This is a genomic window from Halostagnicola bangensis (assembly GCF_054653435.1).
The window spans coordinates 3,229,275-3,255,114 of record NZ_BAAIGG010000002.1 but is presented as its reverse complement, the minus strand read 5'-3'; the positions used below and the strand labels follow the sequence as shown (position 1 = coordinate 3,255,114).

The following is a 25,840-nucleotide window of genomic DNA, read 5'->3' as shown; positions in this document are numbered from 1 at the left end:
GACCCCGACGACGTGATGCAACGTATTGGCTACCGACTATCCCTGTGAGTGCTGGTGGACCGCGGTTCCCAGCCGCGGACGAAGGACACATCCCCTGTGTCCTGTGGATCACTCATGCTCAATCAGCGTTTTATGGCCACTCGTGGCTGTGTGGCCGACCCCACTGTCAAGCCCTGTGGACCCGAACAACACGGGTCCGCTGGGTCTTTCACCGCTATACAGACCGTCGAGAGTCGCCGCCAGGCGGTTGTCTCACCCGTCCGTTCGTCCCCCGTTTCCTGGAGGATATGACAAGTCGCGGTTTTATGTGGTGAGGCTACATATACCATAACCGATGGGTGTTGGTTGCGAAAACGAAAGTCGACAACGGCAGACGGTCGAACCAGTATCGCCGGTTGGTTCGGACGACAAGCCTACAGTGTTACCGAAGGACGATATCTTTCATCTTCTCCAGACCCAACGGCGTCGTGATGTGCTTCGATATCTGCAGGATCGCAACGGTCCGATCGAACTTCGCAACCTCGCCGAACAGGTTGCCGCCTGGGAACAGGAGACGACTATCGAGTCGCTCACGTCCTCTGAACGCCAGCGGGTGTATATCTCGTTGTACCAGACGCACCTGCCGAAACTCGACGAACACGAGATTGTCGATTACAACAAAGACCGTGGACTTGTCGAACGGTGTCCCCGCGCGAGTCAACTCGAGTCATATCTGGACGTCCAGAGCCAACAACCAGTTCGGGACCCGTGGCCCCGGCGGTACGGGACTGTCGTTCTTCTCTGTGGTGTCCTCTCGGGAGGTGCGATAGTTCTGGGCGAGTTCTCGTCACCGTTCTGGCTCACTCTACTCGTTCTCGCGGCGGTCGGACTCGTCGCGGTCGCTCACTGGCGGTCAAATCGCGGTGAGTTGGATCGGGAATCCGTCCTATCGTGACCGCTGACCGTGACCGGGGTCCCTCGAGTACGGAGGCTCGATATCGGAGTCGGAGCCGTGGTTTTCCGAGGATTTGTGCTCGTGTCGATGAGCGTAGAAGGCGACGGAGAAATCTTGCGGACTGGGGAGCGCACACGCGAGTACGCCGATGGTGAACGCCGCGACGAAGGGATCGTCGGCCGGGGAGATTCCGCTCGAGGTGAGCGCGATTGCTGGAACCGTAAGTGCCAACGGAGACAGTGCGGCGATCCGGAGTACCCGCGTCGACACGGTTGGTGCGTCGCTCGGTTCGACGACGGCCCATGGATAACTGGCCAGCGCACCGACAACCCCTCCCGACCGTGCGGGGAAGTAGGAAATCTCGTACTCGACGTTGCCGAGACGCAAAATCAACGCGTGTGACAACTCGTGGGCGACCAACCCGATCCCGACCGTTGCGACGAGAACACACCCAGCGACGGCGACTTCGATTCCGATCATAACACGCCTGAATTGCTATCTGGTCCCGACGATGCGATTATCAATCCGTTGGTTGCCAGTCGGGAACGTCGTCGTGGCGTTTTCTCTTCTCACTCCTGTTTCATGGTCCACGGACGTCGGAATTGGATCGCTGACGGCACAAAAGCGTCCGGACGGCGATCGTTCGCTCGTCGAGATTGACGACGAACTATTGACATCGAAGAGGCGGCGGACGACGCGGGCCTCGATAGTATCTGGACGTCGCTGACGAGCGGTCCGCCGATCTCGAGTCCGAGAACGTCTAGCGCCGACGACGGCTGTCTCTCGGGAACGATTTCGACTTGAAAGCACCCTCGAACCCACTCGCCGCCGAGAATAACGCTGGTAGTGGTCGACCAAGCATTAAGTAGTTTGGGATGTTATAGCGTAACATGGCTTTCAGTGAAGAACTCGAGTTCGGCCACGAGGACCGAAAACGCATCTACGAGTACGTCGAGCGCAAAGGTGCCGTCGATCCCGAGACGGTTCGTACCCAGCTTCGCATCGACGCTGGTGGGTTTCGCCATCACGTGGCGATACTGAAACGGGACGGTCGTCTCCAGTCCGACAACGACAAGCTCAGGGTAACGATCGACGCGGGCGCGAGAGAGGAGTACGTCACGGAGGATCTCGAGTTCCACATCCGGCCAGCGAGACAGGAGGATCTGACCGGCATCGTCGGCGCGATCCGTCAGGTTGCGGAGGAACGAACGTACATCGTCGCCGAGAGCGTCGCCGACGAGATCGATCACGAGAGCGCATTACTCCGATACAACGAACTCGAGTCGCGGATGTTCTTCGTCGCGACGGTCGAGAACGAGGTCGTTGGCTGGGTCCACCTCAACGCGCCCGAGTTGGACAAACTGAGCCACACCGCAGAGCTCACCGTCGGGGTCCTCGAGGAGTACCGTGGGCACGGACTCGGTTCCCACCTCCTCTCGAGAGGTCTCGAGTGGGCCGGCGCTAACGGCTACGAAAAGGTCTATCAGAGCGTTCCGTCGGTCAACGAAGATGCCATCGAGTTCCTCGAGTCCCACGGCTGGGGGACGGAGGCTATTCGAAAGGACCACTACAAGCTCAACGGCGAGTACACCGACGAAGTGATGATGGCGATCGAACTGTAGCAGCGACCAAGCTGTCGGTTGTCGACCACGAGTCACTGAACACCGAACTGCCACGAGTCACTGAACACCGAACTGCTACGGCGAGCGGTGCCTTGAGCGACGACATTTCGACTCCCTTTCTCGGTACGGCCAACCGAAATCCTGAATTGCGGCCGAACGCTATCACAACCATCCGATGAGTGAGGAGATTCCGGACGACGCACCGATCGTCCTCTTCGACGGCGTCTGCAATCTCTGCAACGAATTCGTCCAGTTTATCCTGCCTCGAGATACGGACGAGCAGTTCTATTTCGCGTCGCTCCAGTCCGATGTCGGCAAAACCTTGCTCGCCGAACACGACCTTCCGACGGACGAACTCGAGTCGGTGGTACTGATCGAGGGGAACGAGGCCTTCGTAAAATCGGGAGCCGTTATCCGGATCGCCGCAAAACTCGGCGGCGTCTACAGACTCCTCTCGCCGTTTCGATACCTCCCCCGCGCGCTTCGAGATTTCGCCTACGATTTCGTTGCGGATCGCCGTTATCGGTGGTTCGGAAAGAAAGATCGATGTGCGATGCCCGATACTGACGGAAACCCGCAGACTCGATTCCTCGAGTAAACCGGCTCGTCGATTTTGAACGCTCGAGAGACGATGCTCAGGCGGGGGTCTCCTCGCTCTCGGCGATCTCGAAGAGCGCGTCTAGCTGTCGTCTTCGGGGAGTTGCATGCGAACGTCTTCGAGTGCGCCTCCTTGCACCGCTTCTGCGAGGACGTCGACCACGACCTGCGCGTGGAACGTCGCCTCCGATGGATCTTCCTCGCCGATTTCGTCCCGCTCGTCGACGCGGTCGACGAACTCGTCGAAATCGAACCGCTCGACGTCGTCGACTTTCTCGAGGAACCGGCCGAGCTCCTCGGGAAGCTGTGCGGCCAGGTTCTCCGCTTCGCCGGGTTGAATCCGTTCGGAGAGCGTCGTCAACGTCGCTCGCGAGATGCTCAGGGCGGCCTCTCGAGAGTCGAGCTGGGCTCGGTTCTGTACGTTCCCAGTGAACGCTTCGTACTGCATATTTGGCAATTCAGCGGGAACGGTGATGAGTTCGGAGTCTTCAACTGAAAGTGGATCTGAAGCCGAATTCGTCCGGCCGGAGCACCCCGTCGAGCGAACGTCAGTGCTCGACTCCCCGAACCGAAAGACAGTTTTCCGGACCGAACGACGGGTAGGTATGCTCTCGATTGCGCTTGCCGGAAAACCGAACGCCGGCAAGTCCACGTTCTACACCGCGGCGACCATGGCGGAGGTCGACGTCGCTAACTATCCGTTTACGACTATCGACGCCAACCGGGGTGTGAGCTACGTGCGAACCCAATGTCCGTGTCTCGAGCGCGACGAGCGCTGTAACGCCGACAACTGCGAGGACGGCAAGCGCTACGTCCCGATCGAACTGCTCGACGTCGCCGGGCTGGTTCCGGGCGCTCACGAGGGGAAGGGGCTCGGTAACCAGTTCCTCGACGAGCTGACGAACGCCGACGTCATCGTCAATGTGGTCGACGCCTCCGGCGGCACGAACGAGAAGGGCGAACCGGTCGACATCGGCGACCACGACCCGCTCGAGGACATCGACTTCGTCGAGGAGGAAATGGACCTGTGGCTGGCGGATATCGTCGACCGAAACTGGGAGTCTGTCGAGCGAAAGTCCCGCTCGCCGGATTTCGACATCGACGACGTACTCGCCGACATGCTAACCGGCTTCGGAGCGACGCCGACGGACGTCGCTCGAGTTCTCCGCGATCTCGAGTATCCCAACGACCCGATCCAGTGGACCGACGAACACCGGGAGGCGCTCGCTCGAGACGTTCGCCAGCGCACGAAACCGATCGTCGTCGCGGCGAACAAGATCGATATCGCGCCCGAAGAAAACGTCGAGCGACTGCTCGAGCTCGACAAGCCCGTCATACCGACGACCGCGGAGGGCGAACTCGCACTCAGACGGGCCGCCGATGGCGGGCTCGCAGAATACGACCCGGGTGACGAGACGGTCGAGATCAGCGACGACGCGAACGAGCCACAGCGCGAGGCGCTCGAGGAACTCTCGGAGACGATGACCAACTGGGACGGTACGGGCGTACAGGGTGCCCTGAACTACGCGGTCTACGACCTGCTCGAGTACTTTACCACGTATCCGGTCGAGGACGCCTCGAAGTGGTCGGACGGAAGCGGGAACGTGTTACCCGACGCGTTCTTGCTCCCCGACGGATCGACACCGGTCGACCTCGCCTACGCGGTCCACTCCGATATCGGCGACGGCTACCTCCACGCCGTCGACGCGAAATCGAGCCGGGAGGTTGGGGATACGCACGAACTCGAGGAGGGCGACGTGATTAAGATCGTGTCTACTAATTAATGATATTGTGACAAATAATACTCTGCGTTTTAGCTTGGCGCGGTAATCAGTACAGGTGAGCCAGTTTCCACGACTCCTCTCATTTTTTGGAACCAGATAACAGCGCTATCGAGTCTGGTTGTTTATGGTCCCCCTCCCCGGAGAAAACGAATCAACGCGGCGATGGGGCGGACCACACGCAACGCCGCGTCAGCGATGATTAAGTCCCGTTTGTGCTGGCGATCATAAACGTACAAGCCAAAGGCGAGTACTGTCGGGATAATCACCGACAATGTACCCCTGATCACTGGGTCAATTCCTTCCAGCACCCCTAAGTCAAGCCAGTAGAGGCCAAATGAAACTAGAATTATTGTCACACCAGTAATCCCTATTACATAGGAGATTCTGAATGCTTCAAGTATCACAGTTTGGCGTGGATACCCGAATATCCGTTCTGACTCACTGTCCGTGCTGTCACCCATTACTCGCCATAAAGAAGTCAAAATACATAATAATGCATCTATTCCAACTATTCTTACATTTAGAACGGCACGAACTACACACGAGAGAAGGGGGAAAAGCTAAAATGGATATTACATATCTGTAGTGACCGCGAAATCAGTTCGGATCAAGATATAATTTATAAGTTGTGTCCAATGTCATGACTCAAAGGCACTAATCAAGACCGTGAGCACTAATTAATACCTTCCAATCAGTCGCCACCTCGTTTTAGTTGGGTGGAAAGATCTACTATTTGTCCGACACAATACAGGGACTAACAGAGTGTATTGGATTTTGGCAGGGTAATCCGATCATCAATAGCCGTCTATATTGATATCGATTGAATCGGGCACGCTTTTTTCATCAGCAATACGAATAAGAAGCGAATGTCTAATGTGGTCATCATGATCGGAGAGAAGTGGCTTGTCTATAGAAATAGCAACCTGAAGGCCGTCTTCAATGCGTTCAATCGAATCTAATTCGAGATCGTCTTCTGATCGCATTCCGTTTTGAACAACAAGAATATATGATTCATCAAAGTTGGTCGCTTCGGCAAAATTAGATAGTTTTTCAACATCTCTAAATTCGCTGGCCGCCGTTTCTTCATCTGCTATGATCGTGTATGACTCTTCTCTCGGCCCAAATACATCACGCGCATCGAAAACATTCCCTTCGTAGTATAGCGTATCTACAGTCATACCACTGGGGATTGACGGAGATCGAGACCTATTCCATGCATACCCCAACCCAATACCGAGACCACCGACAGCAAGGAATTTCCGTCGCTTCATACTCAAATATTTGATGTAAATCACTATATGTCTTCGGGAAGCTCAAACACCGATTTGATCAATCTGCACGTGTAGTGACCGCGAAATCGAGGCAGATCAAAATAGGGTATTATAGGTTGTGTACACTGTGCGTACTCAGTTGTACATCTTATGATCGTGAGATCTAATCATCAATATGTTGCCACCCCCTCTCTATTTTCAGCAGTGTTTGGAGCGGTCAGATAGATCGGCACATTTCGATTTACTCCAGCGGGTGTGCGTAGTCGACTTGCTTCGGCTGGAAGTCCGCGTTGCGATAGAGCCGGCGTGCGCCCTCGTTTTGCCACTCGCAGGAGACTTTGAGATGATCACATCCTCCCTCTCGAGCTACTTCTTTCGCCCGCTCGATTACCGCCGTGCCGTGGCCTTGACTCCGATTTTCTTCGTCGATAGCGATGTTCACAATACGAAGGTACTTTGAGTACTGTCGGGAAGGGTGACGACCCTCGCGGAGAGTGACGAAGCCGATAGTCTCGCCTTCGTGAACGATGAGGTAGTCCGTGATGTCCTCGCTATCGAAGTGTGCGCGGAAGCCGTCGTCGGGGACCTCGTGAACGTCCGAGTAGGCGAGTTCGTTCATTTCGGAGTACTCTTCCATCCCCTTTGCGAGGTCGTACCAACGGTTGACGAGCGCATCAAGGTCGTTCGCGGTAGCTTCCACGAGCTCCATACCGGGATACCTCAACGCTCGTTCTTCAGGCTTCGGTCTGTATGTTGTTTTTTTGTCATACTCCTCATTTGCTCTATAAGAGATTCATGAGGTCGTCATACAGAAATCCGAAAACCATGACCGCAAAACCGCGACCGTGGCACCCTACTCGTTTTCGAGCGCGTCGTATATGTCTCGATTCGCGTCCCGGTCTGCCGCTGCCACTCGCTGGACGAGTTCTCGTCGAATGTCGTCCATCACTTCATCGGGCGGGGAACCGAACTCTGTACCTTCCTCGGTCGCCATAGTTGGAGTGTCGTCCCGACTGCGGTTAATCGTTCGGACTAGACGAATCCCCGACCAGCTCATTGAGCTCATGGCGGATGGGATCATCAGTGACCGTATCATGTTACGATTTGCCCCTCAGCCGAGAGATACGCCGTCCAAGCGGCGGGCGGGATTTGACTACGCGTAACACCCCTCCACGAACGATATCGATGTTCTGTTCGTCTGCTACCCGTTCGAGAGATTCTACGACCGTCTTCGTCCCGGCGATTTCGCTTGCGTAGTCGTCGGCGCGATAGAGTGCGCGCCGCGCAACCCAAAGCGTCGGGAGTGGGATGAGAAGAGCCAACAGTATTACAGCCGTGACGGCACTCGCTGAGCCCCAGAGGAGCGCACCGACAGCGACCACGAGAAACCCAAGGAGGGGATACACCGTAATGCCACGATGATTGACTCGGAGTTTCCCTGCCTGAATTGCGAATATCGTTTGAAGCGTCTCGTCGTCGAACGCCTCTAGTAGGTGCTCGGAGACGAATAATTGCCGGCGAGTCGGTATTCCACGGACATGAATTTCTGCCGTCTCGTCTGCATCATCAAGAATCACGACATCTTTGACGGATAGCCCGGCTTGTTCGGATAGACGGCTCAATCGCTGGCGTTCGGCTGTCTCGGGCGGACGTGTCTGACGAAACAGATGGATTAAATAGGTGTTGGTCAACGGAACGATACCAATTAACGCGAATAGAAACACCCAGTATATCGTGCTCCCTCCGGCCGAGAGTGCCCCCAAGAGGAGAACGAGTACCGTTGAGAATAACACAGCGAACGCAATAGTATACCGTCCGAGGCGGAGAAGTGCGGTGCTGATTGGAAGGTCAATCTCGCGAACGTCTCGGATCGCTGGAACGAGCGAGGCGTACGTTCCAAGCGTTACTCCGGAAGCACCGAGAGTGATCGCGAGTTGGGATACGAAATCACCGATGATTGACTTCGAAGGAATAGGCGTGTACGTTCCGACGGTGCTCTGCGCAAGATCACCAGCCCCAACAGCGAGCAGGACAGCATAGGACACACCAGCAACTCCCCAAAGGCCAACGAGCAATCCTCGGAGCCAGACAGTCGGTGTGCTCGTTCGCAAGAAAAGACGCGAAATAATCCAAAACGCCGGGACGAACACCAGAAGCAGTACAACTACCGCACTGAACGGGGCCACTAGGGACATGTATTCCGGTTGTCGATTAATGTCAATTATAAATAAGTCTATTGAGTGGAGTGTTTCTTTCGTAGACAGCATTTAAGTTGTGTACAAAGTCATGACCCGTGAGTAGTCATCAAATCGCTTTGATAGCCCCGTGAACATTCCAGCCGACTGAGTCCGACTGGAGAGTCCTGGATTCTCCACGACGAGATGCTGTTCAGTTAACATTCCGTTCCGTTCATTACCCAGTGATCTGCTGACTGACCGGTCAGTTTAAATCCGGCGGAATCGTACTGGCCCTCGAGAGACATGACAACCACAACGCCATCGCTGATGGACGACTTAGAGCGTGCACACGAGGAAAACACGGCCTATCTGTGGGGCGCGGCGCTTTCGGCGTTCGGCTCGCTCATGATTCCGATCGTGGGGTTTCTCGCGGCCTACTTCGGCTACAAACTGTCGACAGTGATGCGCCGAAGCTGGGTCGGTTACCTGCTCGCTGGACTCGGACTGTTCAGTATCTCGCTATCGGTCCTGTACGCGCTGGTCGTTTTCTAAACAGATACCCGGTTTCCGGAGCGAACTGCTGTCAAAGAAACCGGGCCAGCGGTTCGAACCAGACGGCCGCCACGAGAACGGCGAGAAAGACGTAGGAACCGCGAACGAGGAGCATCGTCGCGATTTCCGGTCCGCTACGGCGGGCAAAGAGCGCGACGACGCCGAACGCCAGCGAGGCGAGGACGGCGGTCGGGGGAAACACTCGAGCGACGGCGAACCCGACGACCGCAAGCAGTGCCGTTAGCATCAGTCCGTACGCGACCGCCGTTGCCCGTTCGGGGCCGAGTACGACCGCGACGGTTCGTTTCCGAATCGATCGGTCATAGTCGTAGTCCTGCGAGTCGTCGATCACCTTGACGCCGGACAGAAGCGTGAGAAAGACGAGCGCGAACGCCACCACGACGGGAGTTAGCGTCGCGGTCTGGACGTAGAACCCGCCGACGATGGCGAGTGCGATTCCCAGTGGATACCCCGTCGTCGCCGTCACGGGGTTCGTATCGAGTTGCGGGGCGTGGTGGTACGCGATTACCCACGTCGGTGCGGTGAGCGCGACGGCTACCGGCCCGACGAACAGCCAGAGGAGGACACAACAACCGACGAAGACCGACGTCGAGGCCACGAGTCCGAGCCGACACCCCGTCTCGGTGAGCGGGTGGTCGTCGTCTTCACCCCGCTGGTGGAAATCGACGTAGCCGTCCTTGACGTGGGCAGTGTACACCGCAGCAAATATTGCGAGCACGTGGATCGCCGCCAGCGCCGGATCGACCTGCTGGGCGAGAAGCGCGCCGAATACCGAGGCGGCGAGCGGCGGCAACATGAACACGGGATGGACTTGTGACAGATAGGCTCGAGTCGTCGCCTCGAGGCCGGACCCGTGTCGTGCCAGTTCCATAGCACGAGTAACGAGAGAGGAACCTATAATACCGCAGCCAAATTTCGGTGTCCGAGCTCTAGTGTGTAACGAGGGAGGTCCACAGCAAAGCTGCACTGCCGTCTCCGTCCACTGCGAGATGACGTACCTGGTTCGGGGAGGTGCTGGGTTGACAGCCCGTTCTCGGCGTCCGAATCACGGCCGCCTCCGAGCCGATTAATCGTCGGCTCGACGGCTCTCGTCGTCAGGAAAGATCTTCCCTGGGTTAAGGATCCCGTCCGGATCGAGCGTCCGCTTGATCGCTTTCATCGCGTCGACGGCTGCACCGCCGTGTTCGTCCTCGAGGTAGTCTCGTTTGCCGAGTCCGACGCCGTGTTCGCCCGTCGCGGTGCCGCCGAGGCCGATCGCACGATTGACGACTTCCGCGTAGAGGTCCTTGCAAGTTTCGAGGTGGACCGGATCGTCGTAATCGACGAGCACTGTGTAGTGGAGGTTCCCGTCGCCAGCGTGTCCGAAACACGGGGCGAGGAGATCGTGTTCCGCCGCGAGGCGTTTGACCGTCCGGACGATCTCCGGATACTTGCTGATGGGGACCGTCACATCCCCTGACTGGATCGGTTCGAGGCCCGGATCGTACGTCGCGACGGCGTAGGCAAGTTCCCGACGCACTTGCCACAGTTCGTCCATCTCGTCATCGTCGTCGCTCATCTCGAAACGGGACACGTCGTGATCTTCGAAGATCGCCCGGCAGAATTCGACCTCCTCGTCGATGCCGTGATTCGCGTGGAACTCGAGAAAGACCATCGGCGCGTCGGGGAGTTCGGTTCCGAAGTACTCGTTGGCCATCGTCGCGCTCAGCCCGTCGACGACTTCGATCTTCGCCACGTCGACGCCCGCCTGAACGCAGTCCGAAACCGCTCTGGTGGCATCCTCGAGCGTTTCGAAGATGGCCCGGCCGCCGCGGACCTGGGCCGGCCGCCCGGCGAGTTCGAGCGTCGCTTGCGTGATCACGGCTAGGGTTCCTTCGCTTCCGACGAGAAGGTCCTTCAAGTTGTAGCCGCTCGAGGTCTTGACCGCCCTCGAGCCGGCTTCGATCACGGTTCCGTCGGCCAGCACCGCCTCGAGGTGGAGCACCCAGTCCGCTATCTCGCCGTACTTGACGGTCTTCATACCGCTCGCGTCGGTCGAGATCATGCCGCCGATTGTCGAAATGTCGCCGGAGGAGGGAAGCGGCGGGAAGAAGAGCCCGTCCTCGGCGACGTGCTCGTTCACGGCCGACCCGATGATCCCCGGTTCGACGTCGATCTGAAAATCTTCGGGTCGGTAGTCCGCCACTCGATCCATTTCCGTCAGATCGAGGCTGATCCCGGCCGACGCGGGAACGGCACCGCCCTCGAGACCGGTTCCGGCCGCGTATGGGGTCACTGGAACGCCCCGATCGGACGCCGCCGCGAGGACTGCGGAGACGTCGGCGGTGGAGCGGGGATAGACGACCGCATCGGGAACAACCGCGCGATCAGTTTCCTGGGTACCCCAATCGGCCGCGTGGCTCTCGAGGCGACTTTCGTCGGACGAGAACTGGCCGTCCTCGAGCCGGAGGTCCGCGAGGAACGAGCAGTCGTATGACATAGGCCATCATTGGCCACGACCGATATCAACGTTTCCACCGTCTCGTGCGAGGTGGTCGGGTTCGATATCTGCTCGCAGGATCGAATGTACCGGGAGGCGAACTCTCACGGTGATCGAAGCCGTCCGTCGACTCGTGTCGAATCTTCCGGATCGATCGAATTCGATTGAATCGCAGGTAACCGCGCTCTACAACCACCTCGAGGCGGCGAAGCAAATCTGCGACGACGTTCTGGACGATCAGTAACCGGCGGTCGGCGTTCTCGGGATGATTAGCGCTCAGCCCTACCGAAGAACCGACAGTACCGAGCCGGTCGAACCGTTCGGCCGGTACCAGTGGTCTTTCCGACGAGGATATTTCCCCGACGGAGAGATTTATAATGATTCAACATGTCAATGCGGATGATGGCAACAGCAGTTGCGAACGCCGGCCGGAGGGAAGAACCGTGAACGCGGAACTCGACCACCTGATGATCCTCAGCAACCACGAGGACCCCGGTTCCGCAGCCGATCGCGCACGGTTCGCGGAGGAACTCGGATTCAGCCGCGTGACGATGGGCGAGACGACGGGCTGGAATATCGTCCCCGTGCTGACGCTCATCGCCGATCGAACGGACGAAATCGGCGTCACGAACGACGTCATCTCCCCGTTCGGTCGCTCGCCGGCGATGTTAGCCCAGACCGCCCTCACCCTGCAGGAGGTTTCGAACGGACGGTACCGAATCGGACTCGGCCCGAGTTCGCCGGCGATCACCGAACGATGGCACGGCGTCGAGTTCGACCGGCCGCTCCGGCGCACCCGCGAAACGATCGAGATTATCCGGGCGGTCTACGAGAACGGAACGCCGGCGTACGAGGGCGAGATTTTCGATATTGGCGGACTGGAATACGAGCGCGACCTGCCCGAAAATCCGCCGCCGATCGACGTCGCGACGCTCGGTCCGAAGGCGACCGAGATGGCCGGTCGATTCGGCGACGGCTGGGCCCCGCAGATGTTCACTGCCGACGGGCTCGAGGACCGACTCGAGGACCTCGAACGCGGCGCTGAACTCGGCGGGAAAGCTCTCTCGGATATTAGAGTGAGCCCGCTCGTTCGCGCCATCGCCTCGGAAGATCGCGAGCGCGCACGTCACCTCGCACGGTCGACGATCGCGTTCATGCTCGGTGCCTACGGCCCGTACTACGGTGATTCCGTCGCCGAACAGGGCTACTCGGAGGCCGTTTCGAATATCCGCGACGCCTGGGCCGAGCGCGATACCGACGCGATGGCGGCGGCGCTTCCCGACGACCTGCTCGACGAACTCGCGCCCGCAGGAACACCGGAAGAGGTCCGCGAGTGGGTCGAGGAGTATGGCGAGATCGACGGCGTCGACGCCGTTCGAGTCGGATCGGTCCGAGGGGCGACCGAGGAGGACATCGAGACGACGATGGAAGCGCTCGGCGAGTTGGTATAGATCGACGGCGTTTCGACGACGCAGAGGAGACGAGCGTTCCGGCCGCTTCGGATCGAGGTCGTAGAGTTCGACTCGAGTGTCACAATCGGCTTCGAGCACTCTACAACACATCCACGACGACGAAGGAACTAACATCCAGCCGCTGATGGAAGGCGTATGCACGATTTCCATCTGCATTCGAACTATTCCGACGGCACCTTTCTGCTGCAAATGGTCCGAGCCGCGGAATCGGCGGGTCTCGAGGGAATCGGCGTAACGGATCACTGTACCATCTCGACCCGCGACCGTCCGCAGTCGATGCGTGCGACACACGGCTTCAACCTCGATTTGACCTACGAGCGTCGGCGGCGTGGTATCGAGCGAGTGCGAGAACAGACAGAGATTGCGGTCTACGACGCGGTCGAGATGGACTACCATCCGGACGACGAAGCGGAGATTCGATCGTTCCTCGAGGAAGCGAACTTCGACTATGCGATCGGAAGCGTCCACGAGCTTGCCGGTCGAAACGTGCAGGTTCCGTCTCACTTCAGCGACGAGTCGGACGCCGGACTCGACGACCTCGTCGAGCAGTACGTCGAGTCGCTCGTCCAGTTGATCGAATCGGAGCTTTTCGACGTTGCGGCCCATCTGGACCTGTTCGAGCGAACCAGTCCGCTGGCCGGGCGCGCGACGATTAATCAGTACGAGCGGATCGCACGCGCGTTCGACGACTCTCGAACGGTTCCGGAGATCAACGCCGGCCGAGCACTGAGAGATCGCGCGATCGTCCACCCCCGTCCGGGGCTTCTCGAGATTCTACTCGATCATGGCGTTGCGTTTACGATCGGCTCTGATAGTCACGCGCCGATCGAGGTCGAAAATCGAACGCCGTTTCTGCAGGAATTCGTCGACGAAAAGGGAGTCACGCCCGTCGATCCGCCTGGATTGGAACGGGTCGAATAGCAACGATTCGAATGGGCGGTCGACGCGGTGATTATCGGCTCAGTTCGAGTCCGTGACTTGCTCTTGATTTCGGTCTTTGACCCGGTTGACGAACGAACTGGCGGCGACGCGTTTTTCGCCGACGACAGCGCCCACGATGCCGCCGATAGCGCCGCCGGTGCTCGCTCCGTTCCGGCTTACCAGTCCACCAATTGCCGCGCCGGCCGCGGCTCCCATCGCTGCGTATCGCGCACGGCTCAGTCGACGTTTGATCTCGCCTTTCATATGTCTGTTTTGGTGATTGAGAGGGATAAATATTGCCCGTCAGTTCGGTACAGGAAGCCCTAGAAAGGAGTAATTCACTTGTCGCTCCCTCGTTTCCAGACGTTCGTAACCGAGTTCCCGGTCGGCGGCGTGTGGCTGATCTCTTTCATCGTGGTCGGTGATTCTCGCTCTGTCATGGCCTGTGTTACCACGCCACACTAAATATGTATTTCGGCGAGCGAGCCACCGGTTAGCGACTGGCCCGAAAAGGCGTAGTTGCGCCGAATCGAGTCACTCGAGCGTGTCCGATTCGACGGCGATCTCGCCGGCAGCGGTTACTGTAACCACGCAACCGTTATATTCGAACGTAACCGATCCGCCCGATCGGAGACCGTCCGCTCGTGGCTCGAACAATCGTTCGAGTGCGTCGGCGTTGATAGTGTAATGTAGCGGCTCGAGTTCGGTGACATCTTCACCGCAGAACGTTGCGACCGCTTCGGCAACGGCAACACTCAGCGGTTCGTTATCGAGTCTATCATACTGTACGGAGTACTCCTCATCAGTTGCTGTGAACGAAGATTGTGTAGTCATTTCGGTCATGGTATATGCGTATCCCCATACGCTGTTCGGAGACAGCGCCATCTTTGGTAGTGGTCGTAAAGAGTCTGGCCGTTAACTGTATAATGACTCATTCAGCTGGGGGTTAACTGATTAACCGTCTTCGGAGGTAATTTCCGAATCAAATAGTGACGAGAACACCTTCTGCTGAGTCGACCGAACGTGTTTATGAAACGCCGGCGATGAAATGTCGAGCGAGTTCGCGACTTCTTCGCCGGTAGTTCGGCGGGGCCACTCGAAGAACCCGCCGTGGTACGCGGTCTGGACGACTTCCCGCTGTCGCTCGGTGAACTCCTCGAGGAGGAGATTTCGCGAACTCGCGCCGAGAACTGGCTGCGTCTCCGAAGACTTCTCGTGTCTCGCGATCATCCTCGAGTCGAAGCCGCGTCGATTGATTCCGGATATCACTTCGCGAACGTCGACCGAGTGGGGGACATCGACCGTCGCTCGGGTTCCCGATTCGTCGGTGAAGAATTCTCGTAACACGCCGCCGTTCGTTTCGACGACGGAACCGAAAAACTCCGTATCCAGTCGGAGCTGAATCGTCGAACTATCATCACCGTCCGCAATTACCGACACGTCGCTGATTCCCTCGAGGGACGTCCAATCGGGGTCGGTTACGTTGGTCGTCCGTGCGAAGACGATCGTCGATCCGTCGGACTGTGGAATCGCTCCTTCGAGCCAAACACTGGTGTCGAACGTTTCGGCTATCTCGTTCAGAACCGAGCCGTCCTCGATCTCGAGTTCGATCTCGGTTCGGCCGCTTTCGGTCAGCGGATTCGTTCGTTTGACGGTATCGATCGCGTATGCGATCGTTTCCCTAAGTTCTTCGAGCATCGATCTGATCGTCTCGTCGAACGCCTCGAACTGGGTTCCGTAGAGGGTCAACACCCCGTACATGAAATCGTCGTACACGAGCGGGACCGAGTAGACCGACTGAAAGTTGCGAGACAGTGCGGCCGTTCGCCACTCGCCGTTCCGGAGTTCGCTGGCGACGTTTTCGATGTATGTCGGTGTTTCCGAACGGACCGTCCGTCCAGCCGGTTCAGTCGCCGAATCATCGACGGTCGTGGCGGAAACCTCCTCAAGATACTCCGCCCCACGTCCGGCGTTCGTCCGGGGGACGATGTGATTTCCGCCGGGGTCGGGTTCGCCGATCCAGGCGAACGAACACTCCGTCATCTCGACAAGTTGCTCGCAGATTCCGCGTTCGATCTCGGTTCGCGTGTTCGAACGTAACAGGTGCTCTTCGATCTCCTCTCGCAACTGACTCACACGGTTTATTCGCTCGAGGCGCATGTTCTGCTGTTTGAGTTCCTGTTCGCGTTCTCGAAGGCGGTGGGTTCGACCGATGCGGTCCAGTGCGGCTTCGGCGGTCGCACCGAACAATTTTGCGAGTTCGAACGTCTCCTCGTCGTACTGACCGTGCTCTGTCGAGACGGCAGCCAGAACGCCGTGCTCGCCGAATGGGACGTAGAGGCCGCTTCTGATGTTCGTCGATTCGTTGTACACCACTGGCGAGTCTCGAACGTCGTCGAACCATCGTGGCTCGCCCGTCACGAACGTTTCCCAGGTGATGCTCTCGTTCGGTTTGAATCGTGTCGGAATCCCGACCGAGTCTTCGATATCCGAGGCGTACGCTGCGGGGACAAGTTCGTTCGCGCGTTCGTCGAAGCGAAAGACGACGGTATCGAGGTCGAGTACGTCGTCGGCGACGTCGACGATGTACTCGCAGGCCTCCTGTTTCGAATCGACGGAGAGCAAGTGTCTCGTCGCCTCCTGCAGGGTACTCAACGTCTCTTCGTACTGTGCACGCTCAGTCACGTCGACCGAGACGGTGATGACTCGATCCAATTCCTCCTCGTCAAAAACGGGACGGTACCACGTTTCGAGGACCCGTTCCCCGACTGTTCTTCGCGAATGGACGGGGTTGCCGTCGAGTGCCTGGTTTGCGTCCGCACGGACCTCCGGATACTCCTCGAACGTCTCGAAAAACGATTCGCCGACAACTTCGCCGGAGTCGAATCCGAGGTTTTTGAGTGCTCTTCCCTCCGCAAACGTGAACTTCCCGTCGTCATCGAGAACGGAAACGATTAGCGGGACGTTTTCGAGGAGCGTCTCGAGTCGCTCGGTTCGCTCGAGGAGGGTCTGTTCGCGGTCAACTCGCTCGGTGATATCTTGAAAGTACACCGAGAGGCCGGATTCGGAGGGGTAAAATCGGGCTTCGATCCACCGCTGATATCGTTCGATGTAGCCCTCGACCGTCCGCGGCTCTTGACACTCGAGTACGTCGAGCGCCTGTGCTTCGAACTCGGTGTTTGTGAGTTCCGGGAACACGTCGAGGAAGTGTCGTCCGACGATTTCGGACCTGTTGCGCTGGAAGAACTCTTCGGCGCGATCGTTCACGTAGGAAAATCTGTTGCTCGAGTCAAGTGCGAAAAACGCGTCCGTTACTCGTTCAAAGGATTCGCGGAGTTCCTGTTCGATTTTCGTATTCTCCGTGACGTCTCGTATCGACACGACGACGCCGCCGATGGTTTCGTCCTCGAATTTGTTCGTGAGGACGGCCTCGTGGACGTGCCACGATCCGTCCGCGTGACAAAAGCGGTATTCGCAAGTCGTCGTGGTTTCGGGACCACCAGCACGGACGTCCTCGAAGGCGCCGACGAAGTCGGAGACGTCCGCCGGATGGATAACGTCGTCGACCGTTTCACCGCGACACGCTTCGGGGCCGGTACCGGTGAACCGCTCGATCGCTGGACTCACGAAAATCTGACGCCGTTCCCTGTTCAGAACCAACACCGGCTCCCGCGTATAAGCGAGCAGTTCCCGACATAATCTATTTCGGTCGACCGACGGCGATGACGCCGCCGAAGAGTCGATTGCCTGGCGGATTCGATGTTCTAACAGCTCCGCGTTCTGCGCTTCATCCCCTCGAATCACGTCTGTCGCCCCGCTTTCGAGCAGGCGTTCGGCCTGATCGGTGTCGCCGCCGTCGATAGCGACGACGGTTGGACACTGCACGTTTCCGTTCGGGAAGAGCGAGTGGTCGTCCGTGAGTAGGCAGTTCACATCCGTTAGGTCGGAATCGTCGAGGTCGCTGACTGGTCCCTCGACGGAAACGTCACCGAATTCGAGCGACGACGCGACGGACTCCGTCCACGCCGGTGTGCCAACGACGAGAACGCGGATCGGCGAAAGACTGGCCACCTCGGGACCGCTGTTCATGCAGGCGGTCAGTGCTCTGGAAGTAAAAGCTTCGCGTATTTTCAATAGATCTACACGTTTCTCGTTGATGCGAACGGCCGAGCGGAATCAATACCCAGCGACATCGCCGTCCTTTCTCGGTTCGGTACCGCCCTCGAGGGTCCCGTTTCGTAACCTGACGACCTGTCCGCCGCCGAACAGCGTCGGCGGGAGGACGCGAACGTCGTGGCCGATTCGTGCCAGTTTCGATCCGTTCGGCAACCGTTCCTCGACGCCGAGCGCGCCGTCTTCGCGGTATCGCCATCGCGGCGCATCGAGGGCCTGTTGCGGTGTCATCCCGTAGTCGACGACGTTCGAAATCACCTGAACGTGGCCCTGTGGTTGCATGTATCCACCCATTACGCCGAAGGCCGCCCAGTCGTCTTCGTCGAGCCTCGCGATAGCCGGAACCAGCGTGTGAAACGGGCGCTTGCCGGGCTCGAGACTGTTCGGATCGTCGCTATCGAGCGAGAACGATGCGCCGCGGTTCTGGAGGGCGATGCCGGTGTCGCCAGCGACGATTCCGCTCCCGAAGCCGGCGAAGCGGGAGTTGATGAACGAAACCAGGTTTCCGTCCTCGTCGCCGACGGTCAGCAGAACGGTGTCGGCGTCTTCGGCCGCTCGAGTCGGAACGCCCACCGCCGGGTCCTGAATCGGCGACCCGTCGTCGCGGATGGCTTCGGCGCGCTCGCTGGCGTAGGCTTTCGACGCCAGCGGGGGCACCTTCTCGTATTCCGGATCCGTGATGTAGTGGTGACCATCGACGAACGCGAGTTTCATCGCTTCGGCGAACGCGTGCACCCGCTCGGGCGAATCGTAGGCGTGCTCGCCCGCGCCGATTTCTTCGGCGATATTTAACGCCTCGAGGGCGATCAGCCCCTGGTTGTTCGGCGGCAGTTCGAAGATCTCCGCGCCGTTGTAGGTCGTGCTCACGGGGTCGACGAACTCCGGCTCGAAACCTGCGAGATCCTCGCGAGTCATGAACCCGCCCTGGCGCTGTATCTCTTCGGCAATTTCGCCGGCTATCTCGCCCTCATAGACCGCGTCGGCCCCTTCCGTCGCGATAGTTCGCATCGACTTGCCGAGACGCGGGAGCGTCACGGTCTGACCCGCGTCGGGCGTTTCCCCGTCGAAAAGGTACGCTTCGCGAGCGTTATCGTCAGTGAAGAGTTCGTCGGCACCCTTCCAGTAGTACGAGATCACTTCGGAGACGGGGTACCCTTCCGTCGCGTAGTGGATGGCCGGCTCGAGCGCGCGAGCGAGCGACGTCTCGCCGAACTCCTCGATCGTCGCCTCCCAGCCTCGCGCCGTCCCGGGAACAGTGACGGCGTGGGGGCCGAGAAACGGCATCTCGAGGTCGTCGGTCTCCTCGCCCGCGTCGACCGCATACCCTCTCGACTCGGGATAGTACGCCGACCGATCGTCCGTCTCCTCGAGCGAGGCCCGGACGTTCTCGATGGTCGCATCAGCAGGCGCACCGCCGCAGGAACGCATGCCGCCGACCTCCCCGTCGGCGGTCCGATAGAGCGCGAAGACGTCGCCGCCCAGACCCGTTGAAGTGGGCTCGACGACGTTGAGCGCGGCCGCCGTCGCGACGGCGGCGTCGAACGCGTTCCCGCCGTCTTGGAGAACTGAAACTCCCGCCTGCGCCGCCAACGGTTGGCTCGTGGCAACCATTCCGCGATCCGCGTAGACCGTCGATCGCCTCGAGTCGTACCGGTCCAGGTCGATATCCATAGCCGTGGTTTGCTCGAGACCGTATAAAAAGTCCGCGTCGCGGTAGTGTGGGGCCGTCGTCACAGCGTGAAACGCTGACGAGAACGCTCCGGCGCTTACTCGGATTCTTCGAGCGGAACGTGTTCGACGCGATACCCCGCGTCAGTTTCTCGTACCGCCTCGGCCTCTCTGAACAGAATCTCGGATTCCATCTTCGTCATGACGGGGACGTCGTAGTTGGCGGCTTCGTAGGAAAGGTCATCCCCGTCTCGTCGGCGTTGCTCGACGAACTCGTGGTGTCGTTCAAGGCGCGTTCGACCGATATCCCTCGAGAGGGATCCGATTTCGGCGACCCGTTCGTCGAAGACGTCGAGGAAGCCGTCCTCGAGTTCGTAGCCGACGGAGTTACGGCCGGCACAGATCGCGGCCAGGGAGGTCGTTCCGGTCCCCCAGAACGGATCGAGAACGGTGTCGCCGTACGTCGAATACATCGATATTAGGCGATACGGTATCTCGAGCGGATACGCGCCGGAGCGTTCTCGAACGTCCTCGGGCACGTTCTCGAGGTCCTGTAACTCACCCCGGACTTCCGTCCAGACGTCGGTGAACCAGCGGTTGCGTTCCTCCCAGAAGTAGGCCGCTTCGTACCGCCGATCCGCGCCGGGTTCAAACGACCGGCGGTCGCCGCCGTTGCGAAAGATCAGGACGTACTCGTGTTCGAGCGTGACGTACGCGTTCGGCGGGATCATGCCGCTTCCCATGAACTTCGCGGCGCTGTTAGCCGGCTTCCGCCAGAGCACGTCGGGGAGCGGGTCGAACCCTCGCTCTTCGAACGCCTCCGTCACTCGCGCGTGATTCGGATAGACGCGAAAGCTGTCCTCGAGCGAGCGGGTCGCGTCGCCGACGTTGATACAGGCGATTCCGCCGTCGACGAGCACCCGCTCGAGTTCGTCCCAGACGCGATCGAGTTGGGCGTGCATCGCATCGAACGCCGCCTGTCCGTCACCCGCATCCAGCGCGCTCGAGACGTCCGGATCGAGGTCGGTAAAGAGATCGTCCCACATCTCGATCATCGGATACGGCGGAGACGTGACGACGAGTTCGACAGAATCGTCAGCGACGGCGGTCAGGTCCCGCGAGTCGCCGACGAACAACCGATGGGTCGTCTCCATTGACTCACATTGTCTGCGTTCACCTCTTAGGTCCTTCGTCACCGATTTCTGTCTGTCCCGACGGCGTCGAGCTTCGGACGGCTTCCACTGTATAATTACTGTGGTGTATTAACGTGGATGGAAAATATTAAGCGTCGGCATAGCCTAGCCGGCTATACGCATGACCGAATACGTTTCGACCACGGCGGGGCTCTTTGCGCTCCCCGATTGGGCGAAAGACGACCTTTCGGATCTGAAGGGACACCAGAAGCACGACCTCATCGGCGGTGACGAAAGCGAGGAGGTTACCTCGGTTTACGAAAGCGCTCGAGACGAAGTAGTCGACGCCCAACAGGATGCCGGGCTCGACCGCATCGTTGAAGGGCAACTGCGCTGGGACGATATGCTCGCCCATCCCCTTGCCGTCCACGATGCCGTCGAAACACGGGGCATCGTTCGATACTACGACAACAACAACTTCTACCGAGAGCCCGTCGTCTCCGGCGAGCTCGATTTCTCCGGCGACATCGCATCCGAGCTCGAGGCGACCAGCGAACTCGCGCCGGATGCGGATCTACAGGCGGTTCTCCCCGGTCCGTACTCACTGGCCGAGCTCGCGACCGACGAACACTACGACGACGAAGCCGACTTCCTCGGCGCGGTTGCTGACTTCCTCGCGGGCGAGGTCGAGGCATTCCCGGAGGTCGAGACGCTGTACCTGCTCGAGCCGTCGCTCGTCGAAGATGCACCCGAAGACGGACTCGACGAACGCGCCAGCGAGGCCATCGACACGGTCGCCGCCGCGACCGACGCCAACGTCGTCGCCCATCCCTACTGGGGCGCACTCGAGGAGAAAACCTACGCGCACCTGCTCGATGCCGACATCGACGCGGTCGGCTTCGACTTCGTCTCCGAACAGGAGGACAACCTCTACAACATTCAGGAGTACGGCGCGACGGACGAGATCTCGCTCGGACTCGTCGACGGCCAGAACACGCTCGTCGAGGATCCGGAAGCGGTTCGAGATCGAACCGACTGGGTGTTCGACCAGATTCCCGTCACCGACTTCGAGACCGTCTACCTGACCACGAATACGGGAACGTTCCACCTGCCGTATAACAAACACGAAGCGAAACTCGAGATCCTTGCCGAAGCCGCGGATCTCGCCGAGGTGAAAGCAGCATGAGCACGAACGAGAACAAAGACCAGTTCCGACCGGACGATCACGAAAACGACCACTTCCTGCTGTCGACGGTCGTCGGCAGCTACGCCAAACCGAAGTGGCTCAACCGCGCAAAAGAGCTCTATCAGGACCCGGACCACGGATTCGACGAGGGCGACTATCAGGAAGCCAAAGACGACGCCGCCCGCCTCATCACCAACGAACACGAGCGAGCGGGACTCGACGTTGTCGTCGACGGCGAGATGCGCCGAAACGAGATGGTCGAATTCTTCGCCCACCGTATCGAGGGCTACGAGTTCAACGGTCCGGTCAAGGTCTGGGGACACAACTACTTCGACAAGCCGAGCGTCGTCAGCGAGGTCGAGTACGACGAAACCTGGCTCGTCGACGAGTACGAGTTCACCGCCGAGGCCAGCGACCGCCCCGTCAAGGTCCCCATCACGGGACCCTACACCCTCGCGAACTGGTCGTTCAACGAGGCCTACGACGACGACGACGATCTCACGCTCGAGCTTGCCGACCTCGTCAACGAGGAGATCGAAAAGCTCGTCGACGCCGGCGCTCGCTACATCCAGATCGACGAGCCCGCGCTCGCGACGACGCCTGACGATCACGCTATCGTCGGCGAAGCGCTCGAACACATCGTCGCCGACATTCCCGAGGAGGTTCGCATCGGCCTCCACGTCTGTTACGGCGACTACTCCCGGATCTACCCCGAGATCCTTGAGTTCCCCGTCGACGAGTTCGACCTCGAGCTCGCCAACGGCGACTACGACCAGCTCGATGTCTTCAAGGACCCCGAGTTCACCGCGGATCTCGCACTCGGCGTGACCGACGTTCACGTTGCGGAAGTCGAGTCGGTCGAGCAGATCGAGGAGAACATAAAGAAAGGGCTCGAGATCGTGCCGCCCGAACAGCTCGTCGTCTCGCCGGACTGCGGCGTGAAGCTCCTTCCGCGCGAGGTCGCCTACGGCAAGATGGCGAACATGGTCGAGGCCGCTCGCAACGTCGAAGCACAGCTCGATGCCGGCGAAATCGACATTGAACGCGAGACGCCTGCGCCTGCGGACGATTAGATTTTAGACGGCGTGTTATCGCCGCGTTCAAACCCGTTTTTCTTGGCGCGTTCATCGCTCGAGCGGTCAGCGCGCCGACCGCGAATCCCCGCGAACGGAGCTCTGGTAGTGGCCTGGGAACGGATTTCACGGCAGTTGTTGACTCGAACCGACGACACGAGCGTTACCAGGTAACCCAACCGTCCAAAAACACAGACATACGTGGGGACCGAACGCTGGAGTATGCAAGAGACAGTTGCTACTGACCGAGAACTCGACGACGAAGTCGCCGACCACCGCGACCCTGACCACGAGATCGACCCGCTGTTTGTCAACCGGTGGTCTCCGCGGGCGATGACCGGCGAGACGCTCGAAGAATCACAGTATCTCCCACTGTTCGAAGCCGCCCGGTGGGCACCCTCGGCGTTCAACAACCAGCACTGGCGGTTCATCTACGCGACTCGAGAGGACGATGAGTGGGACACCTTCGTCGACCTCCTGAGCGAGGGTAACCAGTGGGCCACCGAGGCGGGCGTCCTCGCCGTCGTCGTCTCGAAGACGACGTTCGATCACAACGGCGAACCCGCGCCGGTCCACTCCTTCGATACGGGTGCCGCCTGGCAGAACCTCGCGCTCGAGGGCGCGCGCCGAGGGCTTGCAGTCCACGGGATGGCCGGGTTCGATTACGAGCAGGCCGCCAAAGATCTCGATGTCCCAGAGGAGTTCGAAGTCGAAGCCATGTTCGCGGTCGGCGAGCGCGCGCCGCCTGAGACGCTCTCGGAGGAACTGCAGGAACGCGAGCATCCGAGCGACCGCAAACCACTTTCGGAGATCACGTTCCAGGGCGGGTTCGAGCAGTAACGAAAGCGACGTTTCCGAAACACACTCCCTGTTTTTCCCCTCTCGCGGCCTCGAGAACGCCGCAAGTAGGGCCCAAGAGCCACCATTCGGAGCGACCCTCGCTCATCGTGCGACGACGAGATAGCAGTCCCTTAGTTTCAGCGCGAGAAGGTGATCGCATGCACCTCGAGACGAGTTCCTGGACGGAGGTCGACGAGAAAGCGCCGACGATAGCCCTGCTTCCCGTCGGGAGCACGGAACAACACGGACCGCATGCGCCCGTTGGAACCGATACGATCGTTGCGCGAGCAATTGCCGCCGAAGCAGACCGGACAGGCGACACCGACTCGGTCGTGCTCCCGGCGCTTCCCGTGGGTGTCGCCCCGTATCACGAACACTTCCCTGGCACCCTCTCTGTCTCGCCCGAAACCCTCCGGAGCTACGTTCGGGACATCGTCGCGTCGCTGTCGGGCTCGAGCGTCGAAACCGTCGTGTTCGTCAACGGCCACGGCGGGAACGGAGACACGCTCGCACACCTCGCTCGAGAGGTCAGCGAATCGCCGTCGAACGGCCTCGAGGCCTATCGCTGGGAGTGGATGCGCGCCGTCGACGAGCACGTCGGTCACGCGGGCGAACTCGAGACTGCCGTCTTGCTCCACCTGTGCCCGGACGACGTCGGCGAACCCGTCGTCGGCGACGCACTCGAGTGGGACGACACGGTCGACGGCGGCACCCTCCACCGATTCACCGACGGCTTTAGCGAAAACGGCGCGGTCGGAGACGCGACCGGTGCCACAGCGGAACAGGGTGAGGCGGTGTTCGAGACGGCGGTCGAGGCGCTCGTTTCGTTCGTCGAACGGGTCAACTAGACGCCGTAGGATCGTCGTGAGCACCCCCACTCGATCGCCGCAAGCGTCGCATATTCCCGACCGACGACCGACTGTCGAATCGATATGTCTTCCGAGATGACCGCCCACGTGATCGAGGAGTACGGCGATCCGGACGTTTTCACGAAGACCACGACGGACGTTCCCGAACCCGGCCCCGACGAGATTCGCGTCGAGGTCGTTGCCTCGAGCGTCAATCCCGTCGATTACAAGATCCGACAGGGAGCCATTCCCGATTTCGCGCCGGAGTTTCCTGCGACGCTTCACTGTGACGTGTCGGGCGTCGTCGACGAAGTCGGCGCGAACGTCACTCGCTTCAAAGAAGGTGACGAGGTGTACGGCATGCCCGGCGGCGCGGGCCGACAGGGCTCGCTCGCCGACTACGTCGTCGGCCACGTCGGGACGTTCGCCCACGCGCCGGCGTCGATCCCGCTTGAGGACGCCGCGGCGTTACCGGTCGTCGGGCTCACAGCCTGGGAGATGCTCGTGGACAAGTCGACCGTCTATCTCGGGGACGAGGTGCTCGTCTACGGCGCGACCGGCGGCGTCGGTCACATCGGCGTCCAGTTAGCCGACTGGTTCGGGGCCGACGTGACCGCGACGGCCTCGAGCGAAGAAAAACGCGCTCTCGCCGAAGAGTTCGGTGCCGACACGACGGTCGACTACACCGCGACCGACGTCGAGTCGTACGTCGAGGAACACGCGGGCGGCGACGGCTTCGACGTTGTCTTCGATCCGATCGGCGACGACCACCTCCAGACGGCTTTCGACGCTGTAGAGCCGTTCGGAACCGTTGTAACGACGGAATCGAGCTCGACGCAGGACCTCTCCGCGATGCACCAACGCTCGCTCGAGCTCGGCGTCGTGCTCGTGATCCTTCCCGTGTTACTCGGCGAGCGACAGGAGCGAATCGGGGACGAACTCGCTGATATCGCGACGCTGGTCGACGACGGCGTCGTCGAACCGCACATCGACGAGCGATTCGCCTTCGAAGACGTCGCCGACGCACACCGCGCGGGAGAAGCGGGCGACTTCCAGGGCAAGCTTCTGCTCGTCAACGAGTGAGACTGT

General features: G+C 59.7%; 28 protein-coding genes. 13 read left to right on the top strand and 15 right to left on the bottom strand.

Annotated features, from left to right (window positions below; translation table 11 throughout):
• Nucleotides 1–418: 418 nt before the first annotated feature.
• The gene (locus ACYQ14_RS17915) at nt 419–934 is read left to right on the top strand and encodes a DUF7344 domain-containing protein (protein WP_459889932.1); all 516 of its coding nucleotides are present in this window, start codon (nt 419–421) and stop codon (nt 932–934) included.
• Here ACYQ14_RS17915 and ACYQ14_RS17910 read toward each other — a convergent pair.
• The gene (locus ACYQ14_RS17910) at nt 926–1,414 is read right to left on the bottom strand and encodes a zinc metalloprotease (protein WP_459889930.1); all 489 of its coding nucleotides are present in this window, start codon (nt 1,412–1,414) and stop codon (nt 926–928) included. The two genes, ACYQ14_RS17915 and ACYQ14_RS17910, sit on opposite strands and share 9 nt — an antisense overlap.
• Before the next feature lie 410 nt (nt 1,415–1,824).
• Between ACYQ14_RS17910 and ACYQ14_RS17905 the strand changes: the two genes are divergently transcribed.
• Nucleotides 1,825–2,556 carry a GNAT family N-acetyltransferase gene (locus ACYQ14_RS17905; protein WP_459889928.1) on the top strand — a complete coding sequence of 244 codons (732 nt, stop codon included), beginning with the start codon at nt 1,825–1,827 and terminating at the stop codon, nt 2,554–2,556.
• Nucleotides 2,557–2,731: 175 nt separating this feature from the next.
• Nucleotides 2,732–3,154, top strand: coding sequence for a thiol-disulfide oxidoreductase DCC family protein (locus tag ACYQ14_RS17900; protein WP_459889926.1), 423 nt, complete (start codon nt 2,732–2,734; stop codon nt 3,152–3,154).
• An 81-nt stretch (nt 3,155–3,235) separates the two neighbouring features.
• Here the strand turns inward: ACYQ14_RS17900 and ACYQ14_RS17895 are convergent, their stop codons facing one another.
• On the bottom strand, nt 3,236–3,601 hold the full coding sequence (locus ACYQ14_RS17895) for a DUF2267 domain-containing protein (RefSeq protein ID WP_459889924.1): 366 nt from the start codon (nt 3,599–3,601) through the stop codon (nt 3,236–3,238).
• Nucleotides 3,602–3,758: 157 nt separating this feature from the next.
• Between ACYQ14_RS17895 and ACYQ14_RS17890 the strand changes: the two genes are divergently transcribed.
• Nucleotides 3,759–4,937, top strand: a complete 1,179-nt coding sequence (locus ACYQ14_RS17890) for a redox-regulated ATPase YchF (protein WP_459889922.1) — start codon at nt 3,759–3,761, stop codon at nt 4,935–4,937.
• A gap of 122 nt (nt 4,938–5,059) precedes the next feature.
• On the opposite strand, the gene ACYQ14_RS17885 is transcribed toward ACYQ14_RS17890, so the two are convergent.
• From ACYQ14_RS17885 to ACYQ14_RS17865, 5 genes are all read right to left on the bottom strand, one after another.
• Nucleotides 5,060–5,398, bottom strand: a complete 339-nt coding sequence (locus ACYQ14_RS17885) for a hypothetical protein (RefSeq protein ID WP_459889920.1) — start codon at nt 5,396–5,398, stop codon at nt 5,060–5,062.
• A 333-nt stretch (nt 5,399–5,731) separates the two neighbouring features.
• The gene (locus ACYQ14_RS17880) at nt 5,732–6,208 is read right to left on the bottom strand and encodes a hypothetical protein (RefSeq protein ID WP_459889918.1); all 477 of its coding nucleotides are present in this window, start codon (nt 6,206–6,208) and stop codon (nt 5,732–5,734) included.
• Between the two features lie 241 nt (nt 6,209–6,449).
• A complete protein-coding gene (locus tag ACYQ14_RS17875; RefSeq protein WP_459889916.1) occupies nt 6,450–6,917 on the bottom strand; it encodes a GNAT family N-acetyltransferase in 468 nt (155 codons plus the stop codon).
• Between the two features lie 144 nt (nt 6,918–7,061).
• On the bottom strand, nt 7,062–7,202 hold the full coding sequence (locus ACYQ14_RS17870; RefSeq protein WP_459889914.1) for a hypothetical protein: 141 nt from the start codon (nt 7,200–7,202) through the stop codon (nt 7,062–7,064).
• A 103-nt stretch (nt 7,203–7,305) separates the two neighbouring features.
• A complete protein-coding gene (locus ACYQ14_RS17865) occupies nt 7,306–8,253 on the bottom strand; it encodes a M48 family metalloprotease (RefSeq protein WP_459889912.1) in 948 nt (315 codons plus the stop codon).
• Between the two features lie 435 nt (nt 8,254–8,688).
• Here ACYQ14_RS17865 and ACYQ14_RS17860 point away from each other — a divergent pair, with 435 nt between their 5' ends.
• Nucleotides 8,689–8,937 (top strand): hypothetical protein, encoded by a 249-nt coding sequence (locus tag ACYQ14_RS17860; RefSeq protein WP_459889910.1) that lies wholly within the window; start codon nt 8,689–8,691, stop codon nt 8,935–8,937.
• 31 nt (nt 8,938–8,968) lie between these two features.
• On the opposite strand, the gene ACYQ14_RS17855 is transcribed toward ACYQ14_RS17860, so the two are convergent.
• Together ACYQ14_RS17855 and ACYQ14_RS17850 are read right to left on the bottom strand one after the other, a co-directional pair.
• On the bottom strand, nt 8,969–9,829 hold the full coding sequence (locus ACYQ14_RS17855; protein WP_459889908.1) for a UbiA family prenyltransferase: 861 nt from the start codon (nt 9,827–9,829) through the stop codon (nt 8,969–8,971).
• 195 nt (nt 9,830–10,024) lie between these two features.
• Nucleotides 10,025–11,437: an FAD-binding oxidoreductase gene (locus ACYQ14_RS17850; protein WP_459889906.1), complete on the bottom strand. Its 1,413-nt coding sequence runs from the start codon at nt 11,435–11,437 to the stop codon at nt 10,025–10,027.
• 109 nt (nt 11,438–11,546) lie between these two features.
• On the opposite strand from ACYQ14_RS17850, the gene ACYQ14_RS17845 reads away from it, so the two are divergent.
• The 3 genes from ACYQ14_RS17845 to ACYQ14_RS17835 all read left to right on the top strand — a co-directional run bounded on the left by ACYQ14_RS17845 (nt 11,547) and on the right by ACYQ14_RS17835 (nt 13,830).
• Nucleotides 11,547–11,681 carry a hypothetical protein gene (locus ACYQ14_RS17845; protein WP_459889904.1) on the top strand — a complete coding sequence of 45 codons (135 nt, stop codon included), beginning with the start codon at nt 11,547–11,549 and terminating at the stop codon, nt 11,679–11,681.
• 199 nt (nt 11,682–11,880) lie between these two features.
• On the top strand, nt 11,881–12,888 hold the full coding sequence (locus tag ACYQ14_RS17840; protein ID WP_459889902.1) for a TIGR04024 family LLM class F420-dependent oxidoreductase: 1,008 nt from the start codon (nt 11,881–11,883) through the stop codon (nt 12,886–12,888).
• Between the two features lie 156 nt (nt 12,889–13,044).
• A complete protein-coding gene (locus tag ACYQ14_RS17835) occupies nt 13,045–13,830 on the top strand; it encodes a PHP domain-containing protein (protein ID WP_459889900.1) in 786 nt (261 codons plus the stop codon).
• 39 nt (nt 13,831–13,869) lie between these two features.
• Here ACYQ14_RS17835 and ACYQ14_RS17830 read toward each other — a convergent pair whose 3' ends face one another.
• From ACYQ14_RS17830 to ACYQ14_RS17810, 6 genes are all read right to left on the bottom strand, one after another.
• On the bottom strand, nt 13,870–14,094 hold the full coding sequence (locus ACYQ14_RS17830; protein WP_459889898.1) for a YMGG-like glycine zipper-containing protein: 225 nt from the start codon (nt 14,092–14,094) through the stop codon (nt 13,870–13,872).
• Between the two features lie 74 nt (nt 14,095–14,168).
• Nucleotides 14,169–14,270 (bottom strand): DUF7989 family protein, encoded by a 102-nt coding sequence (locus ACYQ14_RS22100; RefSeq protein WP_488193332.1) that lies wholly within the window; start codon nt 14,268–14,270, stop codon nt 14,169–14,171.
• Between the two features lie 94 nt (nt 14,271–14,364).
• A complete protein-coding gene (gene ddfA / locus ACYQ14_RS17825) occupies nt 14,365–14,673 on the bottom strand; it encodes a DdfA family disk-determining factor (protein WP_459889896.1) in 309 nt (102 codons plus the stop codon).
• Nucleotides 14,674–14,784: 111 nt separating this feature from the next.
• Entirely contained in the window at nt 14,785–17,919 is a 3,135-nt protein-coding gene (locus tag ACYQ14_RS17820) for a PAS domain S-box protein (protein WP_459889894.1), read from the bottom strand.
• A gap of 87 nt (nt 17,920–18,006) precedes the next feature.
• Nucleotides 18,007–19,674, bottom strand: a complete 1,668-nt coding sequence (locus tag ACYQ14_RS17815; protein ID WP_459889892.1) for a gamma-glutamyltransferase family protein — start codon at nt 19,672–19,674, stop codon at nt 18,007–18,009.
• Between the two features lie 95 nt (nt 19,675–19,769).
• The gene (locus ACYQ14_RS17810) at nt 19,770–20,825 is read right to left on the bottom strand and encodes a DNA-methyltransferase (RefSeq protein ID WP_459889890.1); all 1,056 of its coding nucleotides are present in this window, start codon (nt 20,823–20,825) and stop codon (nt 19,770–19,772) included.
• Nucleotides 20,826–20,985: 160 nt separating this feature from the next.
• Here ACYQ14_RS17810 and ACYQ14_RS17805 point away from each other — a divergent pair, with 160 nt between their 5' ends.
• From ACYQ14_RS17805 to ACYQ14_RS17785, 5 genes are all read left to right on the top strand, one after another.
• Nucleotides 20,986–21,990 carry a 5-methyltetrahydropteroyltriglutamate--homocysteine methyltransferase gene (locus ACYQ14_RS17805; protein WP_459889888.1) on the top strand — a complete coding sequence of 335 codons (1,005 nt, stop codon included), beginning with the start codon at nt 20,986–20,988 and terminating at the stop codon, nt 21,988–21,990.
• The gene (locus tag ACYQ14_RS17800; RefSeq protein WP_459889886.1) at nt 21,987–23,063 is read left to right on the top strand and encodes a methionine synthase; all 1,077 of its coding nucleotides are present in this window, start codon (nt 21,987–21,989) and stop codon (nt 23,061–23,063) included. Before ACYQ14_RS17805 ends, ACYQ14_RS17800 begins: the two co-directional genes overlap by 4 nt.
• Nucleotides 23,064–23,285: 222 nt before the next feature.
• Nucleotides 23,286–23,903 (top strand): nitroreductase family protein, encoded by a 618-nt coding sequence (locus ACYQ14_RS17795; protein WP_459889883.1) that lies wholly within the window; start codon nt 23,286–23,288, stop codon nt 23,901–23,903.
• A gap of 158 nt (nt 23,904–24,061) precedes the next feature.
• Nucleotides 24,062–24,751 carry a creatininase family protein gene (locus ACYQ14_RS17790; RefSeq protein WP_459889881.1) on the top strand — a complete coding sequence of 230 codons (690 nt, stop codon included), beginning with the start codon at nt 24,062–24,064 and terminating at the stop codon, nt 24,749–24,751.
• A gap of 84 nt (nt 24,752–24,835) precedes the next feature.
• Nucleotides 24,836–25,834 (top strand): zinc-binding dehydrogenase, encoded by a 999-nt coding sequence (locus tag ACYQ14_RS17785; RefSeq protein ID WP_459889879.1) that lies wholly within the window; start codon nt 24,836–24,838, stop codon nt 25,832–25,834.
• Nucleotides 25,835–25,840: the final 6 nt, after the last annotated feature.

Excerpts from the sequence above, each read along its gene's own strand:
- ACYQ14_RS17815 (WP_459889892.1), bottom strand. The coding sequence starts at position 19,674 with ATGGATATCGACCTGGACCGGTACGACTCGAGGCGATCGACGGTCTAC.
- ACYQ14_RS17900 (WP_459889926.1), top strand. The coding sequence starts at position 2,732 with ATGAGTGAGGAGATTCCGGACGACGCACCGATCGTCCTCTTCGACGGC.
- ACYQ14_RS17910 (WP_459889930.1), bottom strand. The coding sequence starts at position 1,414 with ATGATCGGAATCGAAGTCGCCGTCGCTGGGTGTGTTCTCGTCGCAACG.
- ACYQ14_RS17880 (WP_459889918.1), bottom strand. The coding sequence starts at position 6,208 with ATGAAGCGACGGAAATTCCTTGCTGTCGGTGGTCTCGGTATTGGGTTG.
- ACYQ14_RS17885 (WP_459889920.1), bottom strand. The coding sequence starts at position 5,398 with ATGGGTGACAGCACGGACAGTGAGTCAGAACGGATATTCGGGTATCCA.
- ACYQ14_RS17805 (WP_459889888.1), top strand. The coding sequence starts at position 20,986 with ATGACCGAATACGTTTCGACCACGGCGGGGCTCTTTGCGCTCCCCGAT.
- ACYQ14_RS17795 (WP_459889883.1), top strand. The coding sequence starts at position 23,286 with ATGCAAGAGACAGTTGCTACTGACCGAGAACTCGACGACGAAGTCGCC.
- ddfA (WP_459889896.1), bottom strand. The coding sequence starts at position 14,673 with ATGACCGAAATGACTACACAATCTTCGTTCACAGCAACTGATGAGGAG.
- ACYQ14_RS17790 (WP_459889881.1), top strand. The coding sequence starts at position 24,062 with ATGCACCTCGAGACGAGTTCCTGGACGGAGGTCGACGAGAAAGCGCCG.
- ACYQ14_RS17800 (WP_459889886.1), top strand. The coding sequence starts at position 21,987 with ATGAGCACGAACGAGAACAAAGACCAGTTCCGACCGGACGATCACGAA.
- ACYQ14_RS22100 (WP_488193332.1), bottom strand. The coding sequence starts at position 14,270 with ATGACAGAGCGAGAATCACCGACCACGATGAAAGAGATCAGCCACACG.
- ACYQ14_RS17835 (WP_459889900.1), top strand. The coding sequence starts at position 13,045 with ATGCACGATTTCCATCTGCATTCGAACTATTCCGACGGCACCTTTCTG.
- ACYQ14_RS17855 (WP_459889908.1), bottom strand. The coding sequence starts at position 9,829 with ATGGAACTGGCACGACACGGGTCCGGCCTCGAGGCGACGACTCGAGCC.
- ACYQ14_RS17870 (WP_459889914.1), bottom strand. The coding sequence starts at position 7,202 with ATGGCGACCGAGGAAGGTACAGAGTTCGGTTCCCCGCCCGATGAAGTG.
- ACYQ14_RS17905 (WP_459889928.1), top strand. The coding sequence starts at position 1,825 with ATGGCTTTCAGTGAAGAACTCGAGTTCGGCCACGAGGACCGAAAACGC.
- ACYQ14_RS17875 (WP_459889916.1), bottom strand. The coding sequence starts at position 6,917 with ATGGAGCTCGTGGAAGCTACCGCGAACGACCTTGATGCGCTCGTCAAC.
- ACYQ14_RS17785 (WP_459889879.1), top strand. The coding sequence starts at position 24,836 with ATGTCTTCCGAGATGACCGCCCACGTGATCGAGGAGTACGGCGATCCG.
- ACYQ14_RS17810 (WP_459889890.1), bottom strand. The coding sequence starts at position 20,825 with ATGGAGACGACCCATCGGTTGTTCGTCGGCGACTCGCGGGACCTGACC.
- ACYQ14_RS17895 (WP_459889924.1), bottom strand. The coding sequence starts at position 3,601 with ATGCAGTACGAAGCGTTCACTGGGAACGTACAGAACCGAGCCCAGCTC.
- ACYQ14_RS17860 (WP_459889910.1), top strand. The coding sequence starts at position 8,689 with ATGACAACCACAACGCCATCGCTGATGGACGACTTAGAGCGTGCACAC.
- ACYQ14_RS17850 (WP_459889906.1), bottom strand. The coding sequence starts at position 11,437 with ATGTCATACGACTGCTCGTTCCTCGCGGACCTCCGGCTCGAGGACGGC.
- ACYQ14_RS17820 (WP_459889894.1), bottom strand. The coding sequence starts at position 17,919 with ATGAACAGCGGTCCCGAGGTGGCCAGTCTTTCGCCGATCCGCGTTCTC.
- ACYQ14_RS17890 (WP_459889922.1), top strand. The coding sequence starts at position 3,759 with ATGCTCTCGATTGCGCTTGCCGGAAAACCGAACGCCGGCAAGTCCACG.
- ACYQ14_RS17830 (WP_459889898.1), bottom strand. The coding sequence starts at position 14,094 with ATGAAAGGCGAGATCAAACGTCGACTGAGCCGTGCGCGATACGCAGCG.